The sequence below is a fragment of the Klebsiella sp. B345 genome, assembly GCF_051131735.1.
Taxonomy (GTDB): domain Bacteria; phylum Pseudomonadota; class Gammaproteobacteria; order Enterobacterales; family Enterobacteriaceae; genus Klebsiella.
On the sequence record NZ_CP180443.1, the window covers coordinates 831,220 to 853,134 of the forward strand.

General features: G+C 56.2%; 18 protein-coding genes. 7 read left to right on the forward strand and 11 right to left on the reverse strand.

Features of this window, described 5'->3' with window-relative positions:
- Positions 1–71 precede the first annotated feature (71 nt).
- From ACMYSO_RS03935 to ppsA, 3 genes are all read right to left on the reverse strand, one after another.
- A complete protein-coding gene (locus tag ACMYSO_RS03935) occupies positions 72–2,441 on the reverse strand; it encodes a glycoside hydrolase family 3 N-terminal domain-containing protein (protein ID WP_434669420.1) in 2,370 nt (789 codons plus the stop codon).
- A gap of 4 nt (positions 2,442–2,445) precedes the next feature.
- Positions 2,446–3,843 carry an MFS transporter gene (locus ACMYSO_RS03940; RefSeq protein WP_434669421.1) on the reverse strand — a complete coding sequence of 466 codons (1,398 nt, stop codon included), beginning with the start codon at positions 3,841–3,843 and terminating at the stop codon, positions 2,446–2,448.
- A 241-nt stretch (positions 3,844–4,084) separates the two neighbouring features.
- Entirely contained in the window at positions 4,085–6,463 is a 2,379-nt protein-coding gene (gene ppsA, locus ACMYSO_RS03945; RefSeq protein WP_434669422.1) for a phosphoenolpyruvate synthase, read from the reverse strand.
- Positions 6,464–6,803: 340 nt separating this feature from the next.
- On the opposite strand from ppsA, the gene ppsR reads away from it, so the two are divergent.
- From ppsR to hemP, 3 genes are all read left to right on the forward strand, one after another.
- The gene (gene ppsR, locus ACMYSO_RS03950; protein ID WP_434584367.1) at positions 6,804–7,637 is read left to right on the forward strand and encodes a posphoenolpyruvate synthetase regulatory kinase/phosphorylase PpsR; all 834 of its coding nucleotides are present in this window, start codon (positions 6,804–6,806) and stop codon (positions 7,635–7,637) included.
- 155 nt (positions 7,638–7,792) lie between these two features.
- On the forward strand, positions 7,793–8,839 hold the full coding sequence (gene aroH, locus ACMYSO_RS03955; RefSeq protein ID WP_434584365.1) for a 3-deoxy-7-phosphoheptulonate synthase AroH: 1,047 nt from the start codon (positions 7,793–7,795) through the stop codon (positions 8,837–8,839).
- A 182-nt stretch (positions 8,840–9,021) separates the two neighbouring features.
- Positions 9,022–9,201: a hemin uptake protein HemP gene (gene hemP, locus ACMYSO_RS03960; protein ID WP_174509949.1), complete on the forward strand. Its 180-nt coding sequence runs from the start codon at positions 9,022–9,024 to the stop codon at positions 9,199–9,201.
- Between the two features lie 43 nt (positions 9,202–9,244).
- On the opposite strand, the gene selO is transcribed toward hemP, so the two are convergent.
- The 4 genes from selO to ACMYSO_RS03980 all read right to left on the reverse strand — a co-directional run bounded on the left by selO (position 9,245) and on the right by ACMYSO_RS03980 (position 12,662).
- The gene (gene selO, locus ACMYSO_RS03965) at positions 9,245–10,687 is read right to left on the reverse strand and encodes a protein adenylyltransferase SelO (RefSeq protein ID WP_434669423.1); all 1,443 of its coding nucleotides are present in this window, start codon (positions 10,685–10,687) and stop codon (positions 9,245–9,247) included.
- 128 nt (positions 10,688–10,815) lie between these two features.
- A complete protein-coding gene (locus tag ACMYSO_RS03970) occupies positions 10,816–11,280 on the reverse strand; it encodes a C40 family peptidase (RefSeq protein ID WP_434584361.1) in 465 nt (154 codons plus the stop codon).
- Positions 11,281–11,361: 81 nt separating this feature from the next.
- Positions 11,362–12,111 carry a vitamin B12 ABC transporter ATP-binding protein BtuD gene (gene btuD, locus ACMYSO_RS03975; RefSeq protein ID WP_434669424.1) on the reverse strand — a complete coding sequence of 250 codons (750 nt, stop codon included), beginning with the start codon at positions 12,109–12,111 and terminating at the stop codon, positions 11,362–11,364.
- Complete coding sequence (locus ACMYSO_RS03980) at positions 12,111–12,662, reverse strand: glutathione peroxidase (RefSeq protein WP_434669425.1); 552 nt, start codon at positions 12,660–12,662, stop codon at positions 12,111–12,113. The genes btuD and ACMYSO_RS03980 overlap by 1 nt, the downstream gene beginning before the upstream one ends.
- 223 nt (positions 12,663–12,885) lie before the next feature.
- Here ACMYSO_RS03980 and ACMYSO_RS03985 point away from each other — a divergent pair, with 223 nt between their 5' ends.
- Positions 12,886–13,686: a MetQ/NlpA family ABC transporter substrate-binding protein gene (locus ACMYSO_RS03985; protein ID WP_434669426.1), complete on the forward strand. Its 801-nt coding sequence runs from the start codon at positions 12,886–12,888 to the stop codon at positions 13,684–13,686.
- Positions 13,687–13,740: 54 nt separating this feature from the next.
- Here the strand turns inward: ACMYSO_RS03985 and btuC are convergent, their stop codons facing one another.
- Both btuC and ACMYSO_RS03995 read right to left on the reverse strand, forming a co-directional pair.
- Entirely contained in the window at positions 13,741–14,727 is a 987-nt protein-coding gene (btuC, locus tag ACMYSO_RS03990) for a vitamin B12 ABC transporter permease BtuC (protein WP_434669427.1), read from the reverse strand.
- 151 nt (positions 14,728–14,878) lie between these two features.
- Entirely contained in the window at positions 14,879–16,312 is a 1,434-nt protein-coding gene (locus ACMYSO_RS03995; RefSeq protein WP_434584356.1) for a gluconate:proton symporter, read from the reverse strand.
- A gap of 276 nt (positions 16,313–16,588) precedes the next feature.
- On the opposite strand from ACMYSO_RS03995, the gene ACMYSO_RS04000 reads away from it, so the two are divergent.
- From ACMYSO_RS04000 to ACMYSO_RS04010, 3 genes are read left to right on the forward strand one after another with little or no spacing between them, the layout of a single operon-like run.
- Positions 16,589–17,503 (forward strand): LysR family transcriptional regulator, encoded by a 915-nt coding sequence (locus tag ACMYSO_RS04000; protein ID WP_434669428.1) that lies wholly within the window; start codon positions 16,589–16,591, stop codon positions 17,501–17,503.
- A 50-nt stretch (positions 17,504–17,553) separates the two neighbouring features.
- A complete protein-coding gene (locus ACMYSO_RS04005; RefSeq protein WP_434669429.1) occupies positions 17,554–18,807 on the forward strand; it encodes a D-amino acid dehydrogenase in 1,254 nt (417 codons plus the stop codon).
- The gene (locus ACMYSO_RS04010) at positions 18,804–19,157 is read left to right on the forward strand and encodes a RidA family protein (RefSeq protein WP_434669430.1); all 354 of its coding nucleotides are present in this window, start codon (positions 18,804–18,806) and stop codon (positions 19,155–19,157) included. The genes ACMYSO_RS04005 and ACMYSO_RS04010 overlap by 4 nt, the downstream gene beginning before the upstream one ends.
- Positions 19,158–19,210: 53 nt before the next feature.
- Here ACMYSO_RS04010 and ihfA read toward each other — a convergent pair whose 3' ends face one another.
- Complete coding sequence (gene ihfA / locus ACMYSO_RS04015; RefSeq protein WP_004851790.1) at positions 19,211–19,510, reverse strand: integration host factor subunit alpha; 300 nt, start codon at positions 19,508–19,510, stop codon at positions 19,211–19,213.
- 4 nt (positions 19,511–19,514) lie between these two features.
- Entirely contained in the window at positions 19,515–21,902 is a 2,388-nt protein-coding gene (gene pheT / locus ACMYSO_RS04020) for a phenylalanine--tRNA ligase subunit beta (RefSeq protein WP_434669431.1), read from the reverse strand.
- Positions 21,903–21,915 lie beyond the last annotated feature (13 nt).

Below are 21,915 nucleotides of genomic sequence, written 5' to 3' on the forward strand. Positions count from 1 at the left end.
GCGTCAGATTTTTGTCATGGCGACCGGTCTTCAGGGTTACAGGCCGCCTCCCCGAATAAATACCTGAACGATTAACTTACCTCGCAGCGGCTCATCATCTGCCAGTTTTGCGGCAGTTCGCGCACCTGACCGCCTACCGTCACGGTGGCTGTACCACGGATATCCGCCGAAGACGCCCCGATCTGCAGCTCAAATTCGCCCGGCTCGACGATGCGTTTACCATCACGGCGGGTGAAGTTCAGCATGTCGACCGGCACGGAGAAGGTCAGCGTGGCGCTGGCACCGGCGTCAATCGTCACCCGCTGGAAGGCTTTAAGCTCCTGCAGCGGACGCACCATCGACGCCACTTTATCGCGAACGTAAAGCTGGACGACTTCGCTCCCGCGACGATCGCCGCTGTTGCGTAACGTGACCTGAAGAGCGATTTCCCCGTCCGACGCTACCTGAGCCGCCAGTAATTTGGGCTGACCGTACTCAAAAGTGGTCCAGCTTTGCCCGTAGCCAAACGGATAACGTGAGCCAAAGTGGAAGGCAAACGGTGTTCCGCCGCTTTTGAGCTTGTGGTTGTAGTAATAGGGCATTGCACCGGCGCTTTTCGGCACGCTGACCACCAGTCGTCCCTGCGGCTCCTCGCGTCCGGTAAGCACGTCGGCGATGGCCCATCCGCCCTCTTGTCCCGGCGCCCAGGCCATCAGCAATGCCGCCACGCGATCCTCAAGCCCTTGCAGGTGATAAGGCCGCCCGCCGGTCATCACCACAATCACCGGCTTGCCGGTGGCCACCAGCGCCTCCAACAGCTGCTGCTGTACCCCTGGCAGATTCAGACTATCGGTATCGGACCCTTCGCCTACGGTTCCGCTCTGGAACAGCCCGGCCAGATCGCCCACGCAGGCAACGATGACATCGCTTTCCTGGGCCACCCTGACCGCGTCAGGGATCAGGCGGGTATCGAACGACACCGGCGACGTCTGCATCGGTTTGCCGCCGCTGTCGCCGGGGAAGACCGGTGCCCCCGCCATGCGCTGTTCGATGATATGACAGCCTTTGGCGTACTTGACCCGTGCCTCACCCAGTGTGTGGCGCAGGGCCGCCAGAGGCGTGGTCACCTGAGATACTTCATCAACCATATCGCTAATGATCAGGTGTACCGGAAAACTGTAACCGCTAAGCAGCGCCAGCGGATCGTCGGCGGTGGGTCCCACCACCGCAACCCTCGGTTGCCCTTTCAGCGGGAGGATACCGCGGTTTTCCAGCAGCGTCAGCGAACGTGTCGCGACGTCACGCGCCGCCTGGCGTGCCGCAGGTGACTGCAAAGTAATGCCGGCCACATCGGTATAAGGCTGCTCGAACAGGCCAAGCCGGAACTTCTCCGTCAGGGTTCGACCGACAATTTCGTCGATTTTCTCCAGGGAGATTAGCCCCCGCTCCAGCGCCTGCTGTAGATGGCGCGCGCAGTCATCTTTTGGCAGTTCCACATCGAGACCGGCGTTAAAGGCCAGCGCGGCGGACTCCGCCGCATCATGGGCAATACCGTGGTGCTGATGCAGCAGACTGACGCCGCCATAGTCGGCCACGATAATGCCGTCAAACCCCCACTGCTCGCGCAGGATGGTGGTTAACAGGAAGTGGTCGCTGTGCCCGGGCTGATTATCGATATCATGGTAGGCCGGCATCACCGATCCAGCATTTGCCAGTTTGACCGCCATCTCAAACGGCAGCAGAAAGGTATCGTTAAGTTCGCAAAATCCCAGATGCACCGGCGCGTGGTTGCGGGCTCCTTCACTGAACGAGTGGCCGACGTAGTGCTTCAGGGTTGCCAGCACATCGCGCTTTTCCCCCTGCAATCCTTCGACATAGGCACAGGCCATGACGCCAACCAGCCACGGGTCTTCACCGAAAGTCTCTTCGGTGCGTCCCCAACGCACGTCGCGTGAAACATCTAACACCGGCGCCAGCCCCTGCTTACAGCCGGTCGATCGCGCTTCAGCGCCGATTTCCCGCGCCGCCCGCGCCACCAGCGCCGGGTCCCAGGTCGAGCCGTAGTTGAGCGACGAGGGGAACAACGTCGCCTCCTTGCACAGCAGTCCCACCAGGCACTCTTCATGGAACAGCGCCGGGATCCCGAGACGGGTCTCCTCGACCAGCATTTTTTGCAGGCGGTTGGCAGCGCGCACGCCGCTTTGCGCCGTCACGATGTGGGTGCCCAGAGGGCGGGTTATCTGCCCGACCCCAAGCGTTAAACGTTCGGCCAGAGAAGCCTGGGCGCTGACGCCGGCAAACTCATCGCTCATGTCGCTGCGTTCCCGGTGTTCCCCCTCTTCCGCGAGCACCAGCCAGTAAGCGTGCATCTGGGCAATTTTCTCATCCAGCGTCATGCGCGACAGTAAATCCGCAACACGTTCCTGAATCGGGCGACGGGCATCCTGATAAATTTCGGTCATACAATTACTCCTGTAAGGCAGTATTCAGCGCCGGTTGTGCGGTATCCGTGAGGTTGGTTTCGCGGCGACGGATCAAATCGCGGGCAATGCTGTCCGCCGTGGCGCTATTGAGCTTGTAGAACACCAGTAGCAGCGCCATCGCGATAAACAGGACCGCAGGGATCAAGGTGAAAAGGGTATTAATGGTGCTCAGCACCGTCGCCGACTGGGTTGCCGCGTTTGGGATATAGTCGACAATACCGAGGACCCACCCCACTACCGCGCCCCCCAGCGCGAGACCGAACTTAATGGCGAACAATGCCGTGGAGAACACCAGCCCATCGAGGCGACGACCGCTGCGGTGCTCTTCGTAATCCACCACGTCCGAAAACATCGTCCACTGCAGTGGCGTAGTCAGGTTTTGAATAAAGCTAAAGACCACGTTAACGCCAAATATCAGCCATACCTGATTCGCCGGGATAAAGAAAATAGCCGTAGCAAAACAGACGAAGGTAATAATTGTCCATTGATAGGCACGTACCCGGTCGAATTTACCCAACAACCGTTCAGATAATAATGCCCCGAGCAGAGCCGCAATCATTCCGGAGACAATAAACGTAAACACCATATCCGGGCGCTGCATCACGTACTTGACGTAATACATGGTTGCCGAACCACGCGTAACAACAGCCGTTAATAATAAAATATTAAAGATGAAGATGATCCGCCACTGGCTATTGCCGGCCAGCAGTTTGAGGTCCTTTAATAATGAACCGGAGGTATCACGCGGCGGGGTATAGCGTTCGCGAGTGAGGAAAAAGCAGCTAAAGAAAAGCACGATGCCAAGCAGCCCCATCAGGCTCATGGCATAAAAATAACCTTTTTGCGCATTCCCGGCCCCCAGATGAGCCACCAGCGGCAGCGCAATCACGGTAACAATCAGGCCACCGATAAACGACAACGCAAAGCGCCACGATTGCAACGAATGCCGTTCGTGCGGATCCATAGTCAGGGCGCCAGGCATCGCGCAGTACGGGACGTTAATTGCCGAATATATAAAGCTCAGAATGGTGTAGGTCAGGCAGGCGTAGATGATTTTTCCGGTTTCGCCGACGTCAGGAACATAAAAGGTGATGATGCAACTGACACCAAAGGGAATCGCAAACCACAGCAGCCAGGGACGAAAGCGTCCGTGACGGGTCTGGGTGCGATCTACCAGCGCGCCAATACAGGGATCGACCACGGCATCCACCACCCGCACGACTAAAAACATCGTGCCCATAATCGCCGCTGGCAGACCAAAAACGTCGGTATAAAAATAGGCCAGAAACAACGTGGCGGTTTGCCACACCAGCGCGCTGGCCATATCGCCAAGGCCGTAACCAATTTTATTTTTTATCGTCAATACAGAGGAGATAGTCATTATTATCCTTCCACGCAAGATAGCGTTTTCACTAAGTCGTTAGTATCAGAATCCGATGACGCGCTATCAGTATTGAGAATGTCCGGCAAGGCAACAATTGTCGAAATTCACTGCGTGATTACGATATTTTGTTTTTTTCTGTTTATGTGACTGACTGCAAATATGCAGATATGAACCAGGAAGCGAAAATAAAAAAATCCCCGTCATTACTGACAAGGATTTTGTGGTTTTAACGCAGGACTTATTTATTCAGTTCAGCCAGGCCAAGCCAGGTTTGCACAACGGTGTCCGGGTTGAGGGACAGACTGTCGATCCCTTCATCCATCAGCCACGCGGCAAAATCTTCATGGTCTGACGGGCCCTGCCCGCAAATGCCGACATATTTACCCTGTTTCTTCGCCGCGCGAATCGCCATCGACAGCAGCGCTTTCACCGCGTCGTTACGTTCATCAAACAGCTCAGAAACCACGCCGGAATCGCGGTCCAGGCCCAGCGCCAGCTGCGTCATATCGTTCGAACCGATAGAGAAGCCGTCAAAATACTCAAGGAACTGATCGGCCAGTAACGCATTCGATGGGATTTCGCACATCATAATGATTTTCAGGCCGTTCTCACCGCGCTTAAGCCCCTGACGCGCCAGCTCTTCAACCACCGCTTTCGCCTGGGCAACGGTACGCACGAACGGCACCATGATTTCGACGTTGCTCAGCCCCATATCGTTACGCACGCGCTTAACCGCATCACACTCCAAGGCGAAGCAATCGCGGAAGCTATCGGAGACGTAACGACCGGCGCCACGGAAGCCAAGCATCGGGTTCTCTTCTTCCGGCTCATAACGCTCGCCGCCGACCAGGTTGGCGTATTCGTTAGATTTAAAGTCAGAGAGACGAACGATCACGCGCTTCGGATAGAACGCCGCGCCGAGGGTAGCGATCCCTTCGGTCAGGCGACCGACGTAGAACTCTCTCGGTGAGTCGTAGCCTTTCATCAGCTCGCGGATTTCGTTCTGTAGCGTCGGCTCCTGGTCATCAAACTCCAGCAGCGCACGCGGGTGAACGCCAATCATCCGGTTGATAATAAATTCCAGACGCGCCAGACCCACGCCTTCGTTTGGCAGACAGGCGAAGTCAAATGCACGATCCGGGTTGCCGACGTTCATCATGATCTTCAGCGGCAGGTCCGGCATTTCACCAACGCTGGAGCTCTTAATGCTGAAGTCGAGCAGCTCGGCATAGACGTAGCCGGTGTCACCTTCGGCGCAGGAGACGGTCACGTTCTGGTTTTCCTGAATGCGATCCGTCGCGTCACCGCATCCCACCACCGCCGGGATCCCCAGCTCACGGGCGATAATCGCCGCGTGACAGGTACGGCCGCCGCGGTTGGTGACGATCGCCGAGGCTTTCTTCATGATCGGTTCCCAGTCCGGGTCGGTCATGTCGGTCACCAGCACGTCGCCCGGCTCGATACGGTTCATTTCACTGATATCGTGAATCACCTTAACCGGACCCGCCCCGATGCGATGGCCAATGGCGCGGCCTTCAGCCACTACCTGACCTTGCGCATGCAGGGTATAGCGCTCCATCACCTGACCGCGGGAACGGACGGTTTCCGGACGCGCCTGCACGATAAACAGCTCACCGGTGTGGCCGTCTTTCGCCCATTCGATATCCATCGGACGGCCGTAGTGTTTCTCGATTTGTACCGCCTGGACGGCCAGCGCCTGCACTTCCTCATCGGTTAACGAGAAAATGTCGCGCTGTGCCTGCGGCACGTCTTCGATACGCACCTGCTTGCCATGCTCCTGGGTCGGCGCGTAGATCATGCGGATCTTTTTCGACCCCATGGTACGGCGCACGATCGCCGGACGGCCAGCGGCCAGCGTCGGTTTGTGAACATAGAACTCATCCGGATTCACCGCCCCCTGCACCACCATTTCGCCGAGGCCCCAGGCGGAGGTAATAAACACCACCTGGTCAAAACCGGACTCGGTATCAATGGAGAACATGACGCCGGATGAGGCGAGGTCGGAGCGCACCATCCGTTGAACCCCGGCGGACAACGCCACGCCGCGATGGTCATAACCCTGATGCACGCGATAGGAGATCGCGCGATCGTTAAACAGTGAAGCAAATACGTGCTTCACGGCGACGAGCACGGCATCAAAGCCCTGCACGTTGAGGAATGTCTCTTGCTGCCCGGCGAAGGAGGCGTCCGGCATATCTTCCGCGGTGGCGGACGAGCGCACGGCAAAGGAGGCCTCGGCATTGTCAGCGGACAGCTGTCGATAAGCATCGCGAATGGCGTCTTCCAGCTCGCTCTGGAACGGCGTATCAATGATCCACTGACGGATCCGGGCGCCCGCTTTCGCTAATGCGGAAACGTCGTCAATGTCGGTTTCATCCAGCAGCTCATAGATGCGCTGGTTAACACCGCTTTGGTCCAGGAACTGATTAAAAGCATCAGCGGTGGTGGCAAAACCGTTCGGTACGGAAACACCCATACCGGACAGATTCGTAATCATTTCACCAAGGGAGGCATTTTTGCCCCCAACTCTGTCTACATCATTCATGCCGAGTTGGTTATACCAAAGCACCAGCGGTGACGAGCCATTGTTGGACATCGAGACAATCCTTTTGTGATTTAATACCAGTGATAAAAAACTCACGATCAACTACGGGATTTATCCTGACATATTTATGCGGCTGAAAAAAACGGTGAATCGTTCAAGCAAATTATTTTTCCTGTTTTAGGACAGTTCCAGCAATATACCTAAGCCAATGATTCTGCTGAAATCTGCTGCAATTTGATACAGAATCCAGAAAAAACAGAAAACTGAACCATCCTTTTCATTAAAAATAAAAATACCGTTTCATTTTTAAAGTGAGACAAGCCGAGGGGGATATGCTTAAATTTAATATCTACTTTCAGGTAATTAATCTTCTTATACCGGATGGTCAAAAATGGAAAGTGCTGTAGATCGCCACGTATTTTATATTTCTGACGGTACTGCCATTACGGCAGAAGTGCTGGGGCATGCGGTAATGTCGCAATTTCCTGTTGCCATCAGCAGCTTTACCCTGCCGTTTGTCGAAAACGTCAGTCGCGCGCGGGCCGTCAAGGAGCAGATTGATACCATCTACCAGCAGAGCGGTATCCGTCCGCTGGTATTCTACTCCATCGTGATCCCGGAAATTCGCGATATCATCGTGCAAAGTGAGGGATTTTGTCAGGATATCGTGCAGGCGCTGGTGGCCCCGCTACAGCAAGAGCTGCGTCTCGACCCGACCCCCATCGCTCATCGCACCCACGGCCTGACGCCGGGCAATCTCAATAAATACGATGCTCGTATCGCGGCCATCGACTACACCCTCGCCCACGATGACGGTATTTCGTTACGTAACCTCGATCAGGCCCAGGTGATTCTGCTCGGGGTTTCCCGTTGCGGTAAAACCCCCACCAGCCTCTATCTGGCCATGCAGTACGGTATCCGGGCGGCAAACTATCCGTTTATCGCCGACGATATGGATAATTTAATCCTGCCGGCCTCCCTTAAGCCGTTACAGCATAAGCTGTTCGGGCTGACCATCAACCCGGAGCGCCTCGCCGCTATCCGCGAAGAGCGTCGCGAAAACAGCCGCTATGCTTCGATGCGCCAGTGCCGGATGGAAGTGACCGAAGTGGAAGCGCTCTACCGCAAGAATAAAATACCCTGCCTGAATAGTACCAATTATTCGGTTGAAGAAATTGCCACTAAAATCATGGACATCATGGGGCTGAATCGAAGAATGTACTAATGAGCTAGTGCATTGGATAAAATGTGTTTATGCTATCACCCGTGGCCTATACAGGATCATGACCTGCTCTTGCAATAAGCAGAGATTGGTTTATCGTGATGCGCATCACTTCCCGGCATTTTCGCCGCGGAAGAAACAGATTTTTTGAGACCCCAATGAATAAAACAGACGAATTGCGTACCGCGCGCATTGAAAGCCTGGTGACGCCCGCGGAACTGGCGCAGCGCCACCCGGTGTCTGCCGATGTTGCGGCGCACGTCGCCGCCTCCCGCCGTCGGATAGAAAAGATCCTTAATGGTGAAGATCGCCGTCTGCTGGTGATCATCGGCCCCTGCTCCATCCACGATACCGAGGCGGCGATGGACTATGCCCGCCGCCTGCAGGAGATGCGTGAGCGTTACCAGCCGCAGCTGGAAATCGTGATGCGCACCTACTTTGAAAAACCGCGAACCGTAGTGGGCTGGAAAGGGTTAATTTCAGATCCTGACCTGAATGGCAGCTACCGGGTGAACCATGGTATCGAACTGGCACGCCAGCTGCTGCTGCAGGTGAACGAGTTGGGCGTGCCCACCGCAACCGAGTTTCTCGATATGGTGACCGGGCAGTTTATTGCCGATCTGATTAGCTGGGGCGCCATTGGCGCGCGTACGACCGAAAGCCAGATCCACCGTGAAATGGCCTCGGCGCTCTCCTGCCCGGTGGGCTTCAAAAACGGCACCGATGGCAACACCCGCATCGCCGTTGACGCCATTCGCGCCTCTCGCGCCAGCCATATGTTCCTGTCGCCAGATAAACAGGGGCAGATGACCATCTATCAGACCAGCGGCAACCCGTATGGCCATATCATCATGCGCGGCGGTAAACGGCCGAATTATCACGCAGAAGATCTTGCCGCTGCCTGCGAGGCGCTGCGCGAGTTTGACCTGCCGGAACAGCTGGTGGTGGATTTCAGCCACGGCAACTGCCAGAAGCAGCACCGTCGTCAGCTGGAGGTATGCGCCGATATCTGCCAGCAGATCCGCGCAGGCTCCACCTCAATTGCCGGCATTATGGCCGAAAGCTTCCTGCTGGAAGGCACGCAGAAGGTGGTTGCCGGACAGCCGCTGACGCGCGGGCAGTCGATCACCGATCCTTGCCTGAGCTGGGAAGATAGCGAGCGTCTGCTGGCCGAACTGGCCGCCGCGACCGCCACCCGCCTGTAGTTACTGTATTGCCCAGTCCCTGCCACTCTGTGGCAGGGCTGTTTCCCCCTCGTTGCGCGCAATTCCCTCGCTAACGCCCCCAAAATATAGGGTTTTCACAAATAACGCTTGCCGTGAAAATTAACATTACTGATAATGATTATCATTGTTGCTTTTATTTTTATTTTGGTGCTATGACGCGAATGGATAACACTGCCACAGCAGAAAAAACAAAAGACAATGCCCCTTACCCGGTGCCGACGGACCGTAAGATAAACAGCCGCACGCTGCTCGGGCCAGAAGGCCGGGTGGTGATTGAACACGGCGGTCAGCACTATTTGCTGCGCCAGACCCATGCGGGAAAACTGATCCTCACCAAATAAGCCCTCTCCAGCCACTCGGGCGGAGAAGGCATGTAGCGCGGCATCAGCTTGAGCAACTAACCTCGAGATGCCTTCCCCAGTCGGGTGGACGGTTAACATAATCGTCCTGCCGGTCGCTAAACGGCTGGGTTAATACCTGATGCAGACGCGCCAGTTCCCCCATATCCCCCTGTTCCGCCTGCTCAATAGCACGTTGTGCCAACCAGTTTCGCAACACCAGCGCCGGGTTAATACTCTGCATGTGCTGCTGACGCCGGGCGTCATCAATCTGCTCATCACGCAAACGCGCACGATAGCGCTCGAACCAGCTATCAAAGCCTGCCCGGTCGATAAATTCGTCACGCAGCGGCGAAGCGGCGCTGTGCTGTTCGCTGACGCTGAGCATTCGGAAGGTACGGGTATAATCGCTGCCCTCATGGATCATCAGGGCGAACAGGCCATCCAGCAGGTCGTTGTCGCCTTTCTGTTGGCTAAACAGACCCAGTTTGTCACGCATACGACGGCCATACACCGTCAGCAAAGCATGCTGATAGCCGTCTAGCGCCGCATTCAGCGCCTCAACCGCAATGAACGGCGACAGCGACTGCGCCAGACGCTGGAGGTTCCACAGGCCAACAGCCGGTTGATTCTCAAAGCTGTAGCGCCCCTGATAATCAGAGTGGTTGCAGATAAAATCAGGTTTGAAGTCATCGAGGAAGCCGTAAGGGCCATAGTCCATGGTCAGGCCAAGAATCGACATGTTATCGGTATTCATCACCCCGTGGGCAAAGCCTACCGTCTGCCAGCTGGCGATCATCGTCGCCGTTCTCGTGACAACGTAACGGAACCACAAAACATATTTATCCGCTTCATCGATCAATTCTGGCCAGTGATGGCGGATCACATAATCCGCCAGCTGCTGGACTTTCTCCGGCTCGCGGCGGTAGTAGAAGTGTTCAAAATGGCCGAAGCGCACATGGCTCTCGGCAATACGCATCAGCATCGCCCCGCTCTCGAGGGTCTCGCGCTGTACCGGGGTGTCGCTGGTGACCATGGCTAAGGCGCGGGTGGTCGGGATCCCTAACGCATGCATCGCTTCCGATGCCAGACTTTCACGAATCGTTGAACGCAGTACGGCCCGCCCGTCTCCCATTCGTGAATAAGGGGTCAGCCCGGCACCTTTCAGATGCCAGTCGACGCGACGACCATCGGGCAATTGCTGCTCGCCGAGCAGGATCCCCCGGCCATCGCCCAGTTGCCCGGCCCAGCTGCCAAACTGGTGGCCGCTGTAGACCTGCGCCAGCGGCGACATGCCGGGCAGTAACGTTTCACCGCCCCACACGCCAGCGCCCTGCGCCGGGTGGAACAGAGCATCAGGGACGCCCAGGGTTTGCGCCAGCGCCGGGTTATGCCAGATAAGCCGGGCATTGTGCAGCGGTGTGGGCGCGAGCGCAGTATAGAAATCCGGCAGTTCATCACGCCAGTGGGTAGTAAAAGACAGGGTCATGGTTCCTCCTGCCTCCAGTGTAGTGCCTTCAACAAGGTATTAACACGGGTGAACCGCAGGGTTATCAACATAAAAAAAGGGAAAGCTCACGCTTCCCCTTTCACTGCATCCACGAGACATACACGATGCTATATTCTGCGTGCCTGCCAGAATTTCTTATTCCAGTAGACGTTATCCAGTGAAGAACGTGTTACGCCCTGGCTGGTAGAGGCGTGGATAAACTGATTATCGGTATCGTAGATCCCCACGTGCAACCCGCTGTCACCGGAACCGGTTTTGAAGAACACCAGATCCCCCGGCAGCAGGTCGCTTTTATCAATTTTGGTGCCGACTTCCGCCTGTTCACGCGTTTCACGCGGCAGCTGCATCGAGAACTTGTCGCGGAAGGTCATCACCACGAAGCCGGAACAGTCCACGCCGCGCGGCGACATACCGCCGTAGCGGTACGGCGCGCCACGCCAGTTGCGCAGCTGCTCGTTGAGGTTGGCGATAACGGTGATGGAATCTGCCAGCCGCGGATTCGGCGGCGGCGCCCGGTGGTGGCTACAGCCAGCCAGAAATAGCGCCGTCAATAAAATGAACCACAAACGCATCTCAGACGATTCCTCTGTTCCCTATGATTTCGTCAGGATAATTTAGCTGGTTTATCAATGCACTGGCAAGGTAGCATCGTGCTACTGTGATGCAACGAGCATAAAATGACCAGCAACCGCAATACGCTCAAAGGGAATGTCGTAAGCGGCGATTAAGTTTTCTTCGGTTAATACCGCGCATGTATCACCACAGGCGATCGCCTGCCCGCGACAGATCAGCCACGCCCGCTGCGCGTGCCGTAGGGTATGGTTTAGATCGTGACTGCTCATCACCACCGCTACACCCGCCTCACACAGCCCGGCCAGTACGCGATCGAGTGCCGCCTGTTGCGCGACGTCAAGGCTGTTCATCGGTTCATCCAGCAGCAGCAACTGCCCCGCCGGATTAGCCCGCGGATGAACCTGCAGGATCACCGCGGCCAGGCGCACGCGTTGCCACTCCCCGCCCGACAGATGGCCGACCTGGCGCCCAAGCTTGTCGCTCAGGCCCAGCTGCGCGGCAACCGTGCCGAGCCCTTCGTTTTGTACACCGTTTTGCAGATGCAGCGACAGATAGTGCCAGACCGGCATGGCGAAGGGCGGCGCCTGGTGCTGACTCAGATAGGCCCGGTGCCGGGAGAGTTCCTGGGCCGGCCACTGCGTCAGCGGGCGTTCATTGAAGAGAACCTGTCCGGGGCCGCTGCTCAGCCCCGCCATGCGCATCAGTAAGGTGCTTTTACCGGCGCCGTTTGGCCCCACCAGATGCACCATTTCTCCCGGGCGGATCTGCGCGCTAAATGGCGCCAGCCGCCCGGCCTCTTCGACATCTGCAAGCTGCATCAAAAACGGCATTATTTCGCGAGCGCCCCTTTAATGGCTGCAACCAGCTGCGGATCGTCCGGGGTCATATCCGGCGAGAAACGCTGGATAACCTGACCATCTTTACCGAGCAGGAATTTTTCGAAATTCCACAAAATGTCGTTGCTGTTGACCGGTGCGCGACCTTTGCTTGCCATCCGCTCGTAGAAACCGCTGCCTTCCGGCGCCACGGCCTGGGGGGCTGCATCGACCAGTTTCTGATACAGCGGATGACGATGCTCGCCATTGACATCAATTTTGCTGAACAGCGGGAAAGTCACGCCGTAGGTGGTGCTGCAGAAGGTTTTAATCTCGTCTTCGCTCCCCGGCTCCTGGCCCAGGAACTGGTTGCACGGGAAACCAAGCACGGTAAACCCGTCGTTTTCGAGATCCTTTTGCAAGGTTTCCAGTTGCTCATACTGCGGCGTCAGACCACATTTTGATGCTACGTTCACGATCAGCAGTACCTGACCCGCGTAGCCCGCCAGCGTCGTTTTTTCGCCATCGATAGTGGTGACTTCCGTATTCAGAATATCGTGTTGCATAGCCTTCCCTCAGTCGATAAAACCGGTTTTTGTTTAAGGTGATCCCTATCTACTGTAGCGGATTCACGGCGCGCTATTGTACTTTGAATCCGCTATCGGTGACACCGCACCGCCCCTCTGGCAACATGAATTCCTCTCAATATGGTCGGCAGGCAATTCAGTGTACAGTGTTAAATGGATGTAATAGCATTTTCTTATGGACTAATTTGAGAGAGTTTTTGAGATGAAAAAGTTGTTAAGTTCGGTGTTAATCGCTGCATCGGTGGTGTTGTTATCGGCCTGCTCTCCTGACGATAACAACAAGGTGAAAGTGGCGATCAACACCGGTCCGGATGAAGCTATCTGGAAGGTCGTTGAGCAGGTTGCGAAGGAAAAATACAACCTCGATGTCGAGGTGATCTCCTTCAATGATTACGTGCTGCCTAACGAAGCGTTAAATAATAAAGATGTGGATGCTAACGCCTTCCAGACGCTGCCATACCTCGAGGCACAGTCAAAAGAGCGTGGCTACAAGTTTGCTGTCGTCGGCAAGACCTTTGTCTTCCCGATCGCCGCCTACTCACGCAAAATTAAAAACCTCAACGAGCTCCCGGATGGCGCGACGGTGTCTATCTCCAATGAAACCACTACGCTGGGCCGCAGCCTGCTGCTGTTACAGGCGCAGGGCTTAATTAAGCTCAAAGACGGCGTCGGCTATCTGCCAACCTCGCTGGATATCATCGATAACCCGAAACATTTGAAAATTGTTGAGGTGGACACCCCGCAGCTGACCCGTACGCTGGACGACCCGAACGTCGCGTTGTCGATTATCAACACCAACTTCTCGGCGCAGGCGGGGCTTTCTGCCGCTCGTGACGGCCTGTTTATGGAAGGGCCAGACTCGCCGTATGTCAATGCTATCGTCTCTCGCGAAGACAACAAAGACAGCAAGAAGATTCAGGAGCTGACCGCAGCCTTCCAGACCAAAGAAGTCGCGGATAAAGCGATGGAAGTCTATAAAGGCGATGCCATCCAGGGCTGGTAACCCCTGTGCTGGCGCGGCGGCCCGCGCTGCGCCAGCGTACTCAAGCATTTTTGCTTAATGTGAATGGACAGATTTCAGTAACAGCCAGATAAAGACCGGCGCCCCCAGCGTCGCGGTAACGACCCCGATCGGCAGTTCCGCCGCCGACAGCGCCAGGCGGGCAATAATATCCGCGCCTAACAGCGCGCTGGCGCCGCCGAGCACGCAGGCAGGCAGCAGAACGCGGTGATCGCTTAATCCACAGAGTCGCAGAATATGAGGGATAACCAGGCCAATGAAGCCAATGGCCCCCGCCAGCGCCACGCTCACCCCTACCAGCCAGCCGGTCGCGACCACCAGCAGCCGCCGCCACAGCCACAGCGGCAGACCCAGCTGACGGGCCGAGACTTCACCCAGCGCCAGAAGATTCAGCGCTTGCGACTGCAGGCATCCCCAGACCAGCACCGGCAGCAGCGCCAGCATCAGCCAGAGCTGCTGCCAGTCCACGCCGCCAAACCCGCCCATCATCCAGTACATCAGCTGACGCAGGTCGAAGGAGGTCGAAAAGTAGACTGCCCAGGTCATCAGCGCGCTACAGATGATCCCCAGCGCCACCCCCGCCAGCAGCAGGCGGCTGGTTGAAAGATGGCGGCGGGCAAAACGCAGCAGAATAAAGGTGATCAGCAGCGCGCCGGCAATGGCGCACAGCCCCAACGCCCAGCCCGGTAGATAGCCTTTCCCCAGCAATACCGCGGCAATTAACCCGACCCCGGCGCCGTTAGAGACCCCAAGCAACCCCGGCTCCGCCAGCGGGTTTTCAAAAAGCGCCTGCATAATGGCCCCGGAAAGCGCCAGCGCACCGCCCACCAGCAACACCGCGACGGTACGTGGCAGGCGGATCTGCCAGATAAACAGTTGCCCTTTGGCGCTGAACCACTCTTGCGGGCCGATCCATTGTTCTCCGGCGCAGAGGCTAACGACGACCATGGCGAGGAGCAACAGCAGTAAAGCAATAAGCCAGCGCCGGCTGCGGCGCTGTTGAATCTGAGCAAAAGTCAGCATAATTTCCGTGACGCAAGAAAGAGATGCCGTTGATTTTACGGTGGGGATCCGGGGGAGAAAAGTAAAACCTCCGTCGACAGCATTTATCGCGGAGGGTTCGGGAAGCGCGGCGCCAGAGATTCAGGCGCGCCGCGCAACGTCTGAAGAGCGGTTACACCAACACCTGGAACAACAGTGCAAAGAGGATAATATTGGCGATAACGATAGCCCAGCCGTTATAAAGCATATATTTGAGATGCGTCGACTGCGCCAGCCCCATCTGACCAAACATATCCGAGGACGGGAACGGGCCAAACCAGTCAACCTGCGATGAGGCCAGCAGCACCGCAGTGGTTCCCTGCGGCGGCACTCCGGCAGCCATCAGCATCGGGCCAAAGATTTTATGGGTAAAGGTCATCTGCGCCACCGCCGCGCCGGGCACGTGGCCAATAATATTAAACGCAAAGATACAGAAGCACAGCCAGGCCGGCGAGATCCCCTCCAGCAGCGGCTGGGTATAATCCAGCAGGCCCTGGTAAGCATGAAGTCCGTCCATCAGCTCAAGAATCGGGTTATACAGCCAGTAGAGGATAAACATCCACACCAGGCGACCGCAGCCATGATACAGCGCCTGCAAAATCTGCGTAGGTCGCAGCCCGCCGACCAGCCCGGTGATCAGCGCCACCAGCAGCATTACAATAATCGCGAAGCTAAAGCCGGCTTTAATCACCACCCCAATCACCGCCATCACGATAATCGTTGCCGCAAAGGCCAGGGCGCTCAGCTTTTTGCGGCGAGATACGGCGGGGTTCTCTTGTTCCTGGACTTTTTCAGACAGGTCAACTTCATAACTCAGTTTGCCTTCGGTCATTTTCTGAATCCGCCCCGCCATCACCCAGCCGGCCAGCAGGGTGACGGCACTCATTGGCAGCCCGACATATAGCAGGTAATCCGGGTAGCTCAGCCCCCCGAGTTTGAGGATGGTCACGGTACTGGGGGTAAACGGCCCGGTAAAAAGGCCGATGGAACCGGCGGTCATCATCAGTGCAGCAACCGTCGGCGGCGTCAGCCTGACCGCGGCAGCAACGGGAATAATCACCGCCACAATGATCGCGTTGCCGCCGGCCATCGTGCCCAACGCCCCGCAGATCAGGATCGACGAGATAACGATGCCAAATTTAACCCGGGTCTGGCTGGAAAGACCAATGCGATGCACCACAAATTTTACCAGTTCCACCGCCGCACCGGTGCGGGTGGCCACTTCGCCGACTCCGGCGCCGAGCATAATAATCAGGCCGACGGTGGCGATAAAAGAACCGGTGGACTTCGCCAGCATCGTGCCCATTTCAGGCAGGCTGGTAGAGGTCATGATCATCGCGATAATAATGGAAGAGATCACCGCCAGCACAATATCCACGCCGACAATCGACAGCACCGCTAATGCGACCAGCGGCGTAAAACTCAGCAAGCCTAATTCCGCGACGGGCTGGTTGTGACACCAGAGCGCAGTCAATAAAAACACCCCTAACAGCAGGCCAATAAAAATATTTTTTCTGGTGATATTTTGTCTGGATATCGGTTTGCCAGAGAGCGTTGAGTCACTCATATAACTCCTTATTGCCAATCAAACCGGCCGTTATTTCAGGGCGGCGTTTCGGACCTGCTCAGAAAATATCCCCCCTCGTTATCGTTGTTGGCTCTGTCGCCTGAGGGGTATGTAGGGTTTACAGATCATGTTCTGAGAATCGGATTATCCGCCTGACGGCGGCGCAGCCAGCGCAATATGTGAACGGTGCGCTGAACGCGGATTAAATTTATGTTAATTTACTGTTATTAGAAAATGACTTTTTATCTGTTCTCTATAACCCTGAGTTAACTCGTCATGAAACTGCGTCACCTGGAAATCTTCCACGCCGTGATGACCTGCGGCACACTTTCTCGCGCGGCGGAGTCGCTTAATATCTCTCAACCCGCCGCTAGTAAGGCGCTCAAAAACGCCGAACAAAAGCTGGGTTTTCAACTCTTCCAGCGGGTTCGCGGCAAGCTGCTGCCAAGCAGCGAAGCTCTGACGCTGTTCGAGAAAGCCCAGAATATCTATCAGGATCTGGATAACCTGCGTCTGCTCGCCGATAACCTGGCCCGTGACCCGAGAGCGAAAATCAGCCTTGGCTGTCTGCCGAGCCTCGGCCTGAGCCTGGTCCCGGAACTGGTCACCGATTTCTATCAGCAAAACAGCAATCTGGTGATGACCCTCAGTACCGAACATACTGAGACCCTGGTCAAAAAACTGGACCTGCGCGAGATCGATCTGGCCCTGACGTTACAGCCTGTTCAGCAAGGGGAGATCACATCCACCGTGATTGCCGAGGTTCCTCTGGTCTATATCGACCGGGATTTCCGTCAGGGTGCGGTGGCGATTGATGAGATTGACCAGCAGCGCTGGATCTCGCCCGGCCCTCATTCACTCTCCGCCGCCATCGCCACCCGCCGTGATTTTTTAACCACCCGCCTGAACGTGCAAACCTATTACATGGCCACCGAGTTCGTGAAACGCGGAATGGGATGCAGCATTACCGATATTTTTTCCGCCCGGCATAATCTCGACCCGGCGATGATTCACCCTATCGAGCCGCCGATGGTGCTCCCCCTGTGCCTGCTGCGACGGGCGGACGTTTCTCTCAGCCCCATTAGCCAGAAACTGGTCGATTTTCTCTGTAAGCGACTTCGCCAACAGCTGCAGGAGATTAACCTGGAGTTATACCCTGAAAATAAAAAGTCAATTGCGCCACACCGGTAAATGCTTTGACATAAAGCGCAGGTATTTATCAGTGGCGGATATATCAGGATATGAAAAAGCGCATTGTCATTATCGGCGGCGGAGTGATTGGGCTGGCAACGGCCTATGAGTTAATTAAAAGCGGCCACCAGGTTCAATTACTGGAGCGTCAGGCGCAACCCGGCATGGCGACCAGTTTCGCCAATGGCGGACAGCTCAGCTACCGTTATGTGGCGCCGCTGGCCGACCGTGGCGTTCCCTTGCAGGGAATAAAGTGGATGGGGAAAAGCGACTCTCCGCTGAATATGCGTTTGAAAATGGCGCCGGATCAATGGCGCTGGCTGCTGCAGTTTCTCCGCGCCTGTAACAGCCAGACCAATAAGGTCAACGGCGACCATATTCTGCGCCTGTCATTATTAAGTCGTCAGGTGATGCAGGAGTGGCTGAGTGCAGATAATTTGAGCGACTTTCACTGGCGGCGTTCCGGAAAATTAATTGTTCATCGCCGCGCATATGACTTCAATAAAGCCGCGAAAGGTATCAACCCGCAATACCAGCAGGCACTAAATGCCGATGAGTGTATTCAGCTTGAGCCGGCATTGAAATACATTCACTCCGCGCTGCAAGGCGGTATTTATTCCCCTGGCGATGAAACCGCCGACTGCCAAAAATTTTGCCAGGCGCTGCTTCGCAAGCTGACCGCCAGCCCCAGTTTTACGCTGACCAGCCATTGCGAAGTGCAACAGTTGAATAAGCAAGGCGGCCGTATCCACTCCGTCGACACCAGTCAGGGAACTATTGTCGGCGATGAGTACATTGTCGCGGCGGGTAACGGCTGCGCCCCCCTACTGGCAACGACCGGCGTGCGCGTGCCGCTGTGTGCGCTGAAAGGCTACAGTCTGACCCTGCCCTTCCCGACCACACCCGGTATCGCCCCCGACATCAGCGTGACCGACTACGGCCATAAAGTGGTCTACGCCCGCTTAGGCGATCGGCTGCGCATTGCGGCGATGGTCGACATTGGCTATGACGGCGATGAACTGCGCCCGGAGCGGATCCAGGCGCTCAAAAAGATCGTCACCCGCAGCTTTCCACAGTTACAGGGCATTGAGGATGCTGAAGCCTGGTGCGGTATGCGCCCTTCGACACCCGCCGGGCCGCCGCTGCTTGGCCGTGCCGGTTATCAGAATCTGTGGATGAACCTCGGTCAGGGGAGCCTTGGCTTCACCCTAGCTGCCGGCAGCGCGGTGGTCCTTGCCGCCCTGCTCAACGACGATAACCCTGCTATTTCTCTGGCAGGTCTGACATGGGAACACGCCGTATGACCATCCAACGTAACCACCCGCAGCCCCGACTTTCCGCCAGCGTCGGCTATGGCGATCTGATTTTTTTATCCGGGCAAACCCCGATAAGCAGCGACCAGGATATCCGGCTACAGACCCGGGAAGTGTTAGCGAAAATTGACGTGTTGCTGGCTGAGGCCGGGAGCGACAATCGCCATCTGCTTTCCGCGCAGGTGTGGCTAAAGAATATGGCGCGAGATTTTGCCGGTTTTAATGAGGAGTGGGTTGCATGGTTGCCGGAAGGTCACAGCCCGGCACGGGCGGCGGTGCAGGCCGAGATGGCGCGCCCGGACATTCTGGTCGAAGTGATGATAACGGCCGTAACGCCTTAACTTTCAATGCAAAAGAAAAAGGCCGCAAAAGCGGCCTTTTTAGTTAGTTCAGATTATTTTTCTCTGGGCGAAGCGTTTTCGACACGGCTTTTCAGTTTCTGACCGGGTCTGAAGGTCACCACACGCCGGGCTGTAATGGGAATATCTTCCCCCGTTTTCGGGTTACGACCCGGGCGTTGGTTTTTATCCCGCAAATCGAAGTTGCCGAACCCGGAGAGTTTAACCTGTTCTCCGTTTTCCAAAGCACGACGAACCTCTTCGAAAAACAACTCTACCAGTTCTTTGGCATCCCGCTTGCTAAGCCCAAGCTTATCAAACAGATATTCTGACATTTCAGCTTTTGTAAGCGCCATAGGTTCAATCCCTCAATGATGCCTGGAATCGCTCTTTTAATGCCTCTACACATTTGGCGACGGTAGCGGCAATCTCCTCTTCTTCGAGTGTACGGCTGGTATCCTGAAGGATTAGGCTAATCGCAAGGCTTTTACTGCCTTCCGCCACACCTTTACCACGGTACACGTCAAATAAGTTTACGCCAACTACCTGATTTACGCCAACTTTCTTACACTCGGTCAAAACATCAGCTGCAGGTACGTTTTCAGCTACTACAACAGCGATATCGCGGCGGTTCGCCGGGAAACGTGAAACCTCGCGCGCCTGAGGCACCACGCGGTCTGCGAGCTTGTTCCACTCCAGTTCGAAGGCTAAAGTACGGCCGTTCAAATCCAGTTTACGTTCCAGTTCCGGGTGAACAACCCCAATGAAACCAATACGTTCACCTTTCAGATAAATCGCTGCTGACTGGCCCGGATGCAGGGCGCTGTGCGTTTCTGCACGGAACTCGATGTCGGCTAATTTACCGGTCAGGTCCAGAACGGATTCCAGATCGCCTTTTAAATCATAGAAATCGACGGTCTCTTTTGCCAGATTCCAGTGCTCATCATTGCGGTTACCGCAGATAACACCGCCCAGCATCACATCCTGGCGAATCCCCAGCGGCGCCTGAGTATCAGGTACGAAGCGTAAACCGCTCTCAAAGATACGCACACGGCTTTGCTGACGGTTCTGGTTATAGACCACCGTTCCCAGCAGGCCGGTCAGCAGCGACAGGCGCATAGCCGACATTTCGCTGGAGATCGGGCTTGGCAGAATCAGTGCTTCTTCACCTGCGTGAATCAGCTGCTGTACTTTCGGATCAACGAAGCTGTAGGTAATCACTTCCTGATAGCCTTTGTCGTTGAGCATCGTTTTTACACGTTTCAGCGACAGATTGGCTTCGCGGTGGGTGCCCATAATCAGCCCCGCCTGCACCGGCTCATCAGGAATATTGTTATAACCGTAGACCCGGGCGACTTCTTCCACCAGATCTTCTTCGATTTCCATATCGAAACGCCAGCTCGGCGCCACCGCCTGCCATTCGCCGTTGCCTGCTGTCACTTCACAGCCCAGACGGGTAAGGATGTCGCTGACCTGCGCATCATCAATATGATGGCCGATCAGACGATCGAGCTTGCTGCGGCGCAGCGTAATGGTCGCTGCCTTCGGCAAGGCCGCTTCGTTGGTCACGTCGATGACCGGGCCGGCTTCGCCGCCGCAGATGTCGATCAGCAGACGGGTTGCGCGTTCCATTGCTTTATACTGCAGCGCGGAATCAACACCACGCTCATAGCGATGAGAGGCGTCAGTGTGCAGGCCATGACGACGTGCGCGACCGGTGATTGACAGCGGGCTGAAGAAAGCACATTCCAGCAGCACGTTCTGGGTTTCATCATTGACGCCAGAGTGTTCGCCGCCAAAGATGCCGCCCATTGCCAGCGCTTTGTGATGGTCGGCAATCACCAGAGTGTCGGTATCGAGTTTGGCTTCACTGCCATCCAGCAGTACCAGCTTCTCGCCCTCTTTCGCCATACGCACGACGATGCCGCCGTCAATACGGTCGCAGTCGAACGCGTGCATCGGCTGGCCCAGCTCGAGCAGCACATAGTTGGTCACGTCAACGACCGCATCGATAGAACGAATGCCGCAGCGACGCAGCTTCTCTTTCATCCACAGCGGCGTCGGCGCTTTAACGTTGATACCTTTCACCACGCGGCCCAGATAACGCGGGCAGGCGTCCGGCGCTTCGACACTGATTGGCAGCGTATCGGCAATGGTCGCCGCGACCGGTGCGATCTCCGGCGCGTTCAGCGGGAATTTATTCAGCACGGCCACATCACGGGCCACGCCGATGATACCTAAGCAGTCAGCGCGGTTCGGCGTGACGCTGATTTCGATGGTGTTATCGTCGAGCTTCAGGTATTCACGGATATCGGTACCAATCGGCGCATCTGCCGGCAGTTCGATAATACCGCTATGATCGTCGGAAACACCGAGCTCGGAGAACGAGCACAGCATCCCTTCAGACGGCTCGCCACGCAGTTTTGCCGCTTTAATTTTGAAGTCGCCCGGCAGTACGGCACCGATCGTCGCCACCGCAACTTTCAGACCCTGACGGCAGTTTGGCGCGCCGCAGACGATGTCCAGCAGCCGTTCGCCACCGACGTTGACTTTGGTCACCCGCAGTTTGTCAGCATTCGGGTGCTGGCCGCACTCAACCACTTCACCAACTACCACGCCATTAAACGCACCCGCTACCGGCTCAACGCCGTCAACTTCCAGACCAGCCATGGTGATCTGGTTCGCCAGCGCTTCGCTGTCGATCGCCGGGTTCACCCACTCGCGTAACCACAGTTCACTGAATTTCATTATTCTGTCCTGC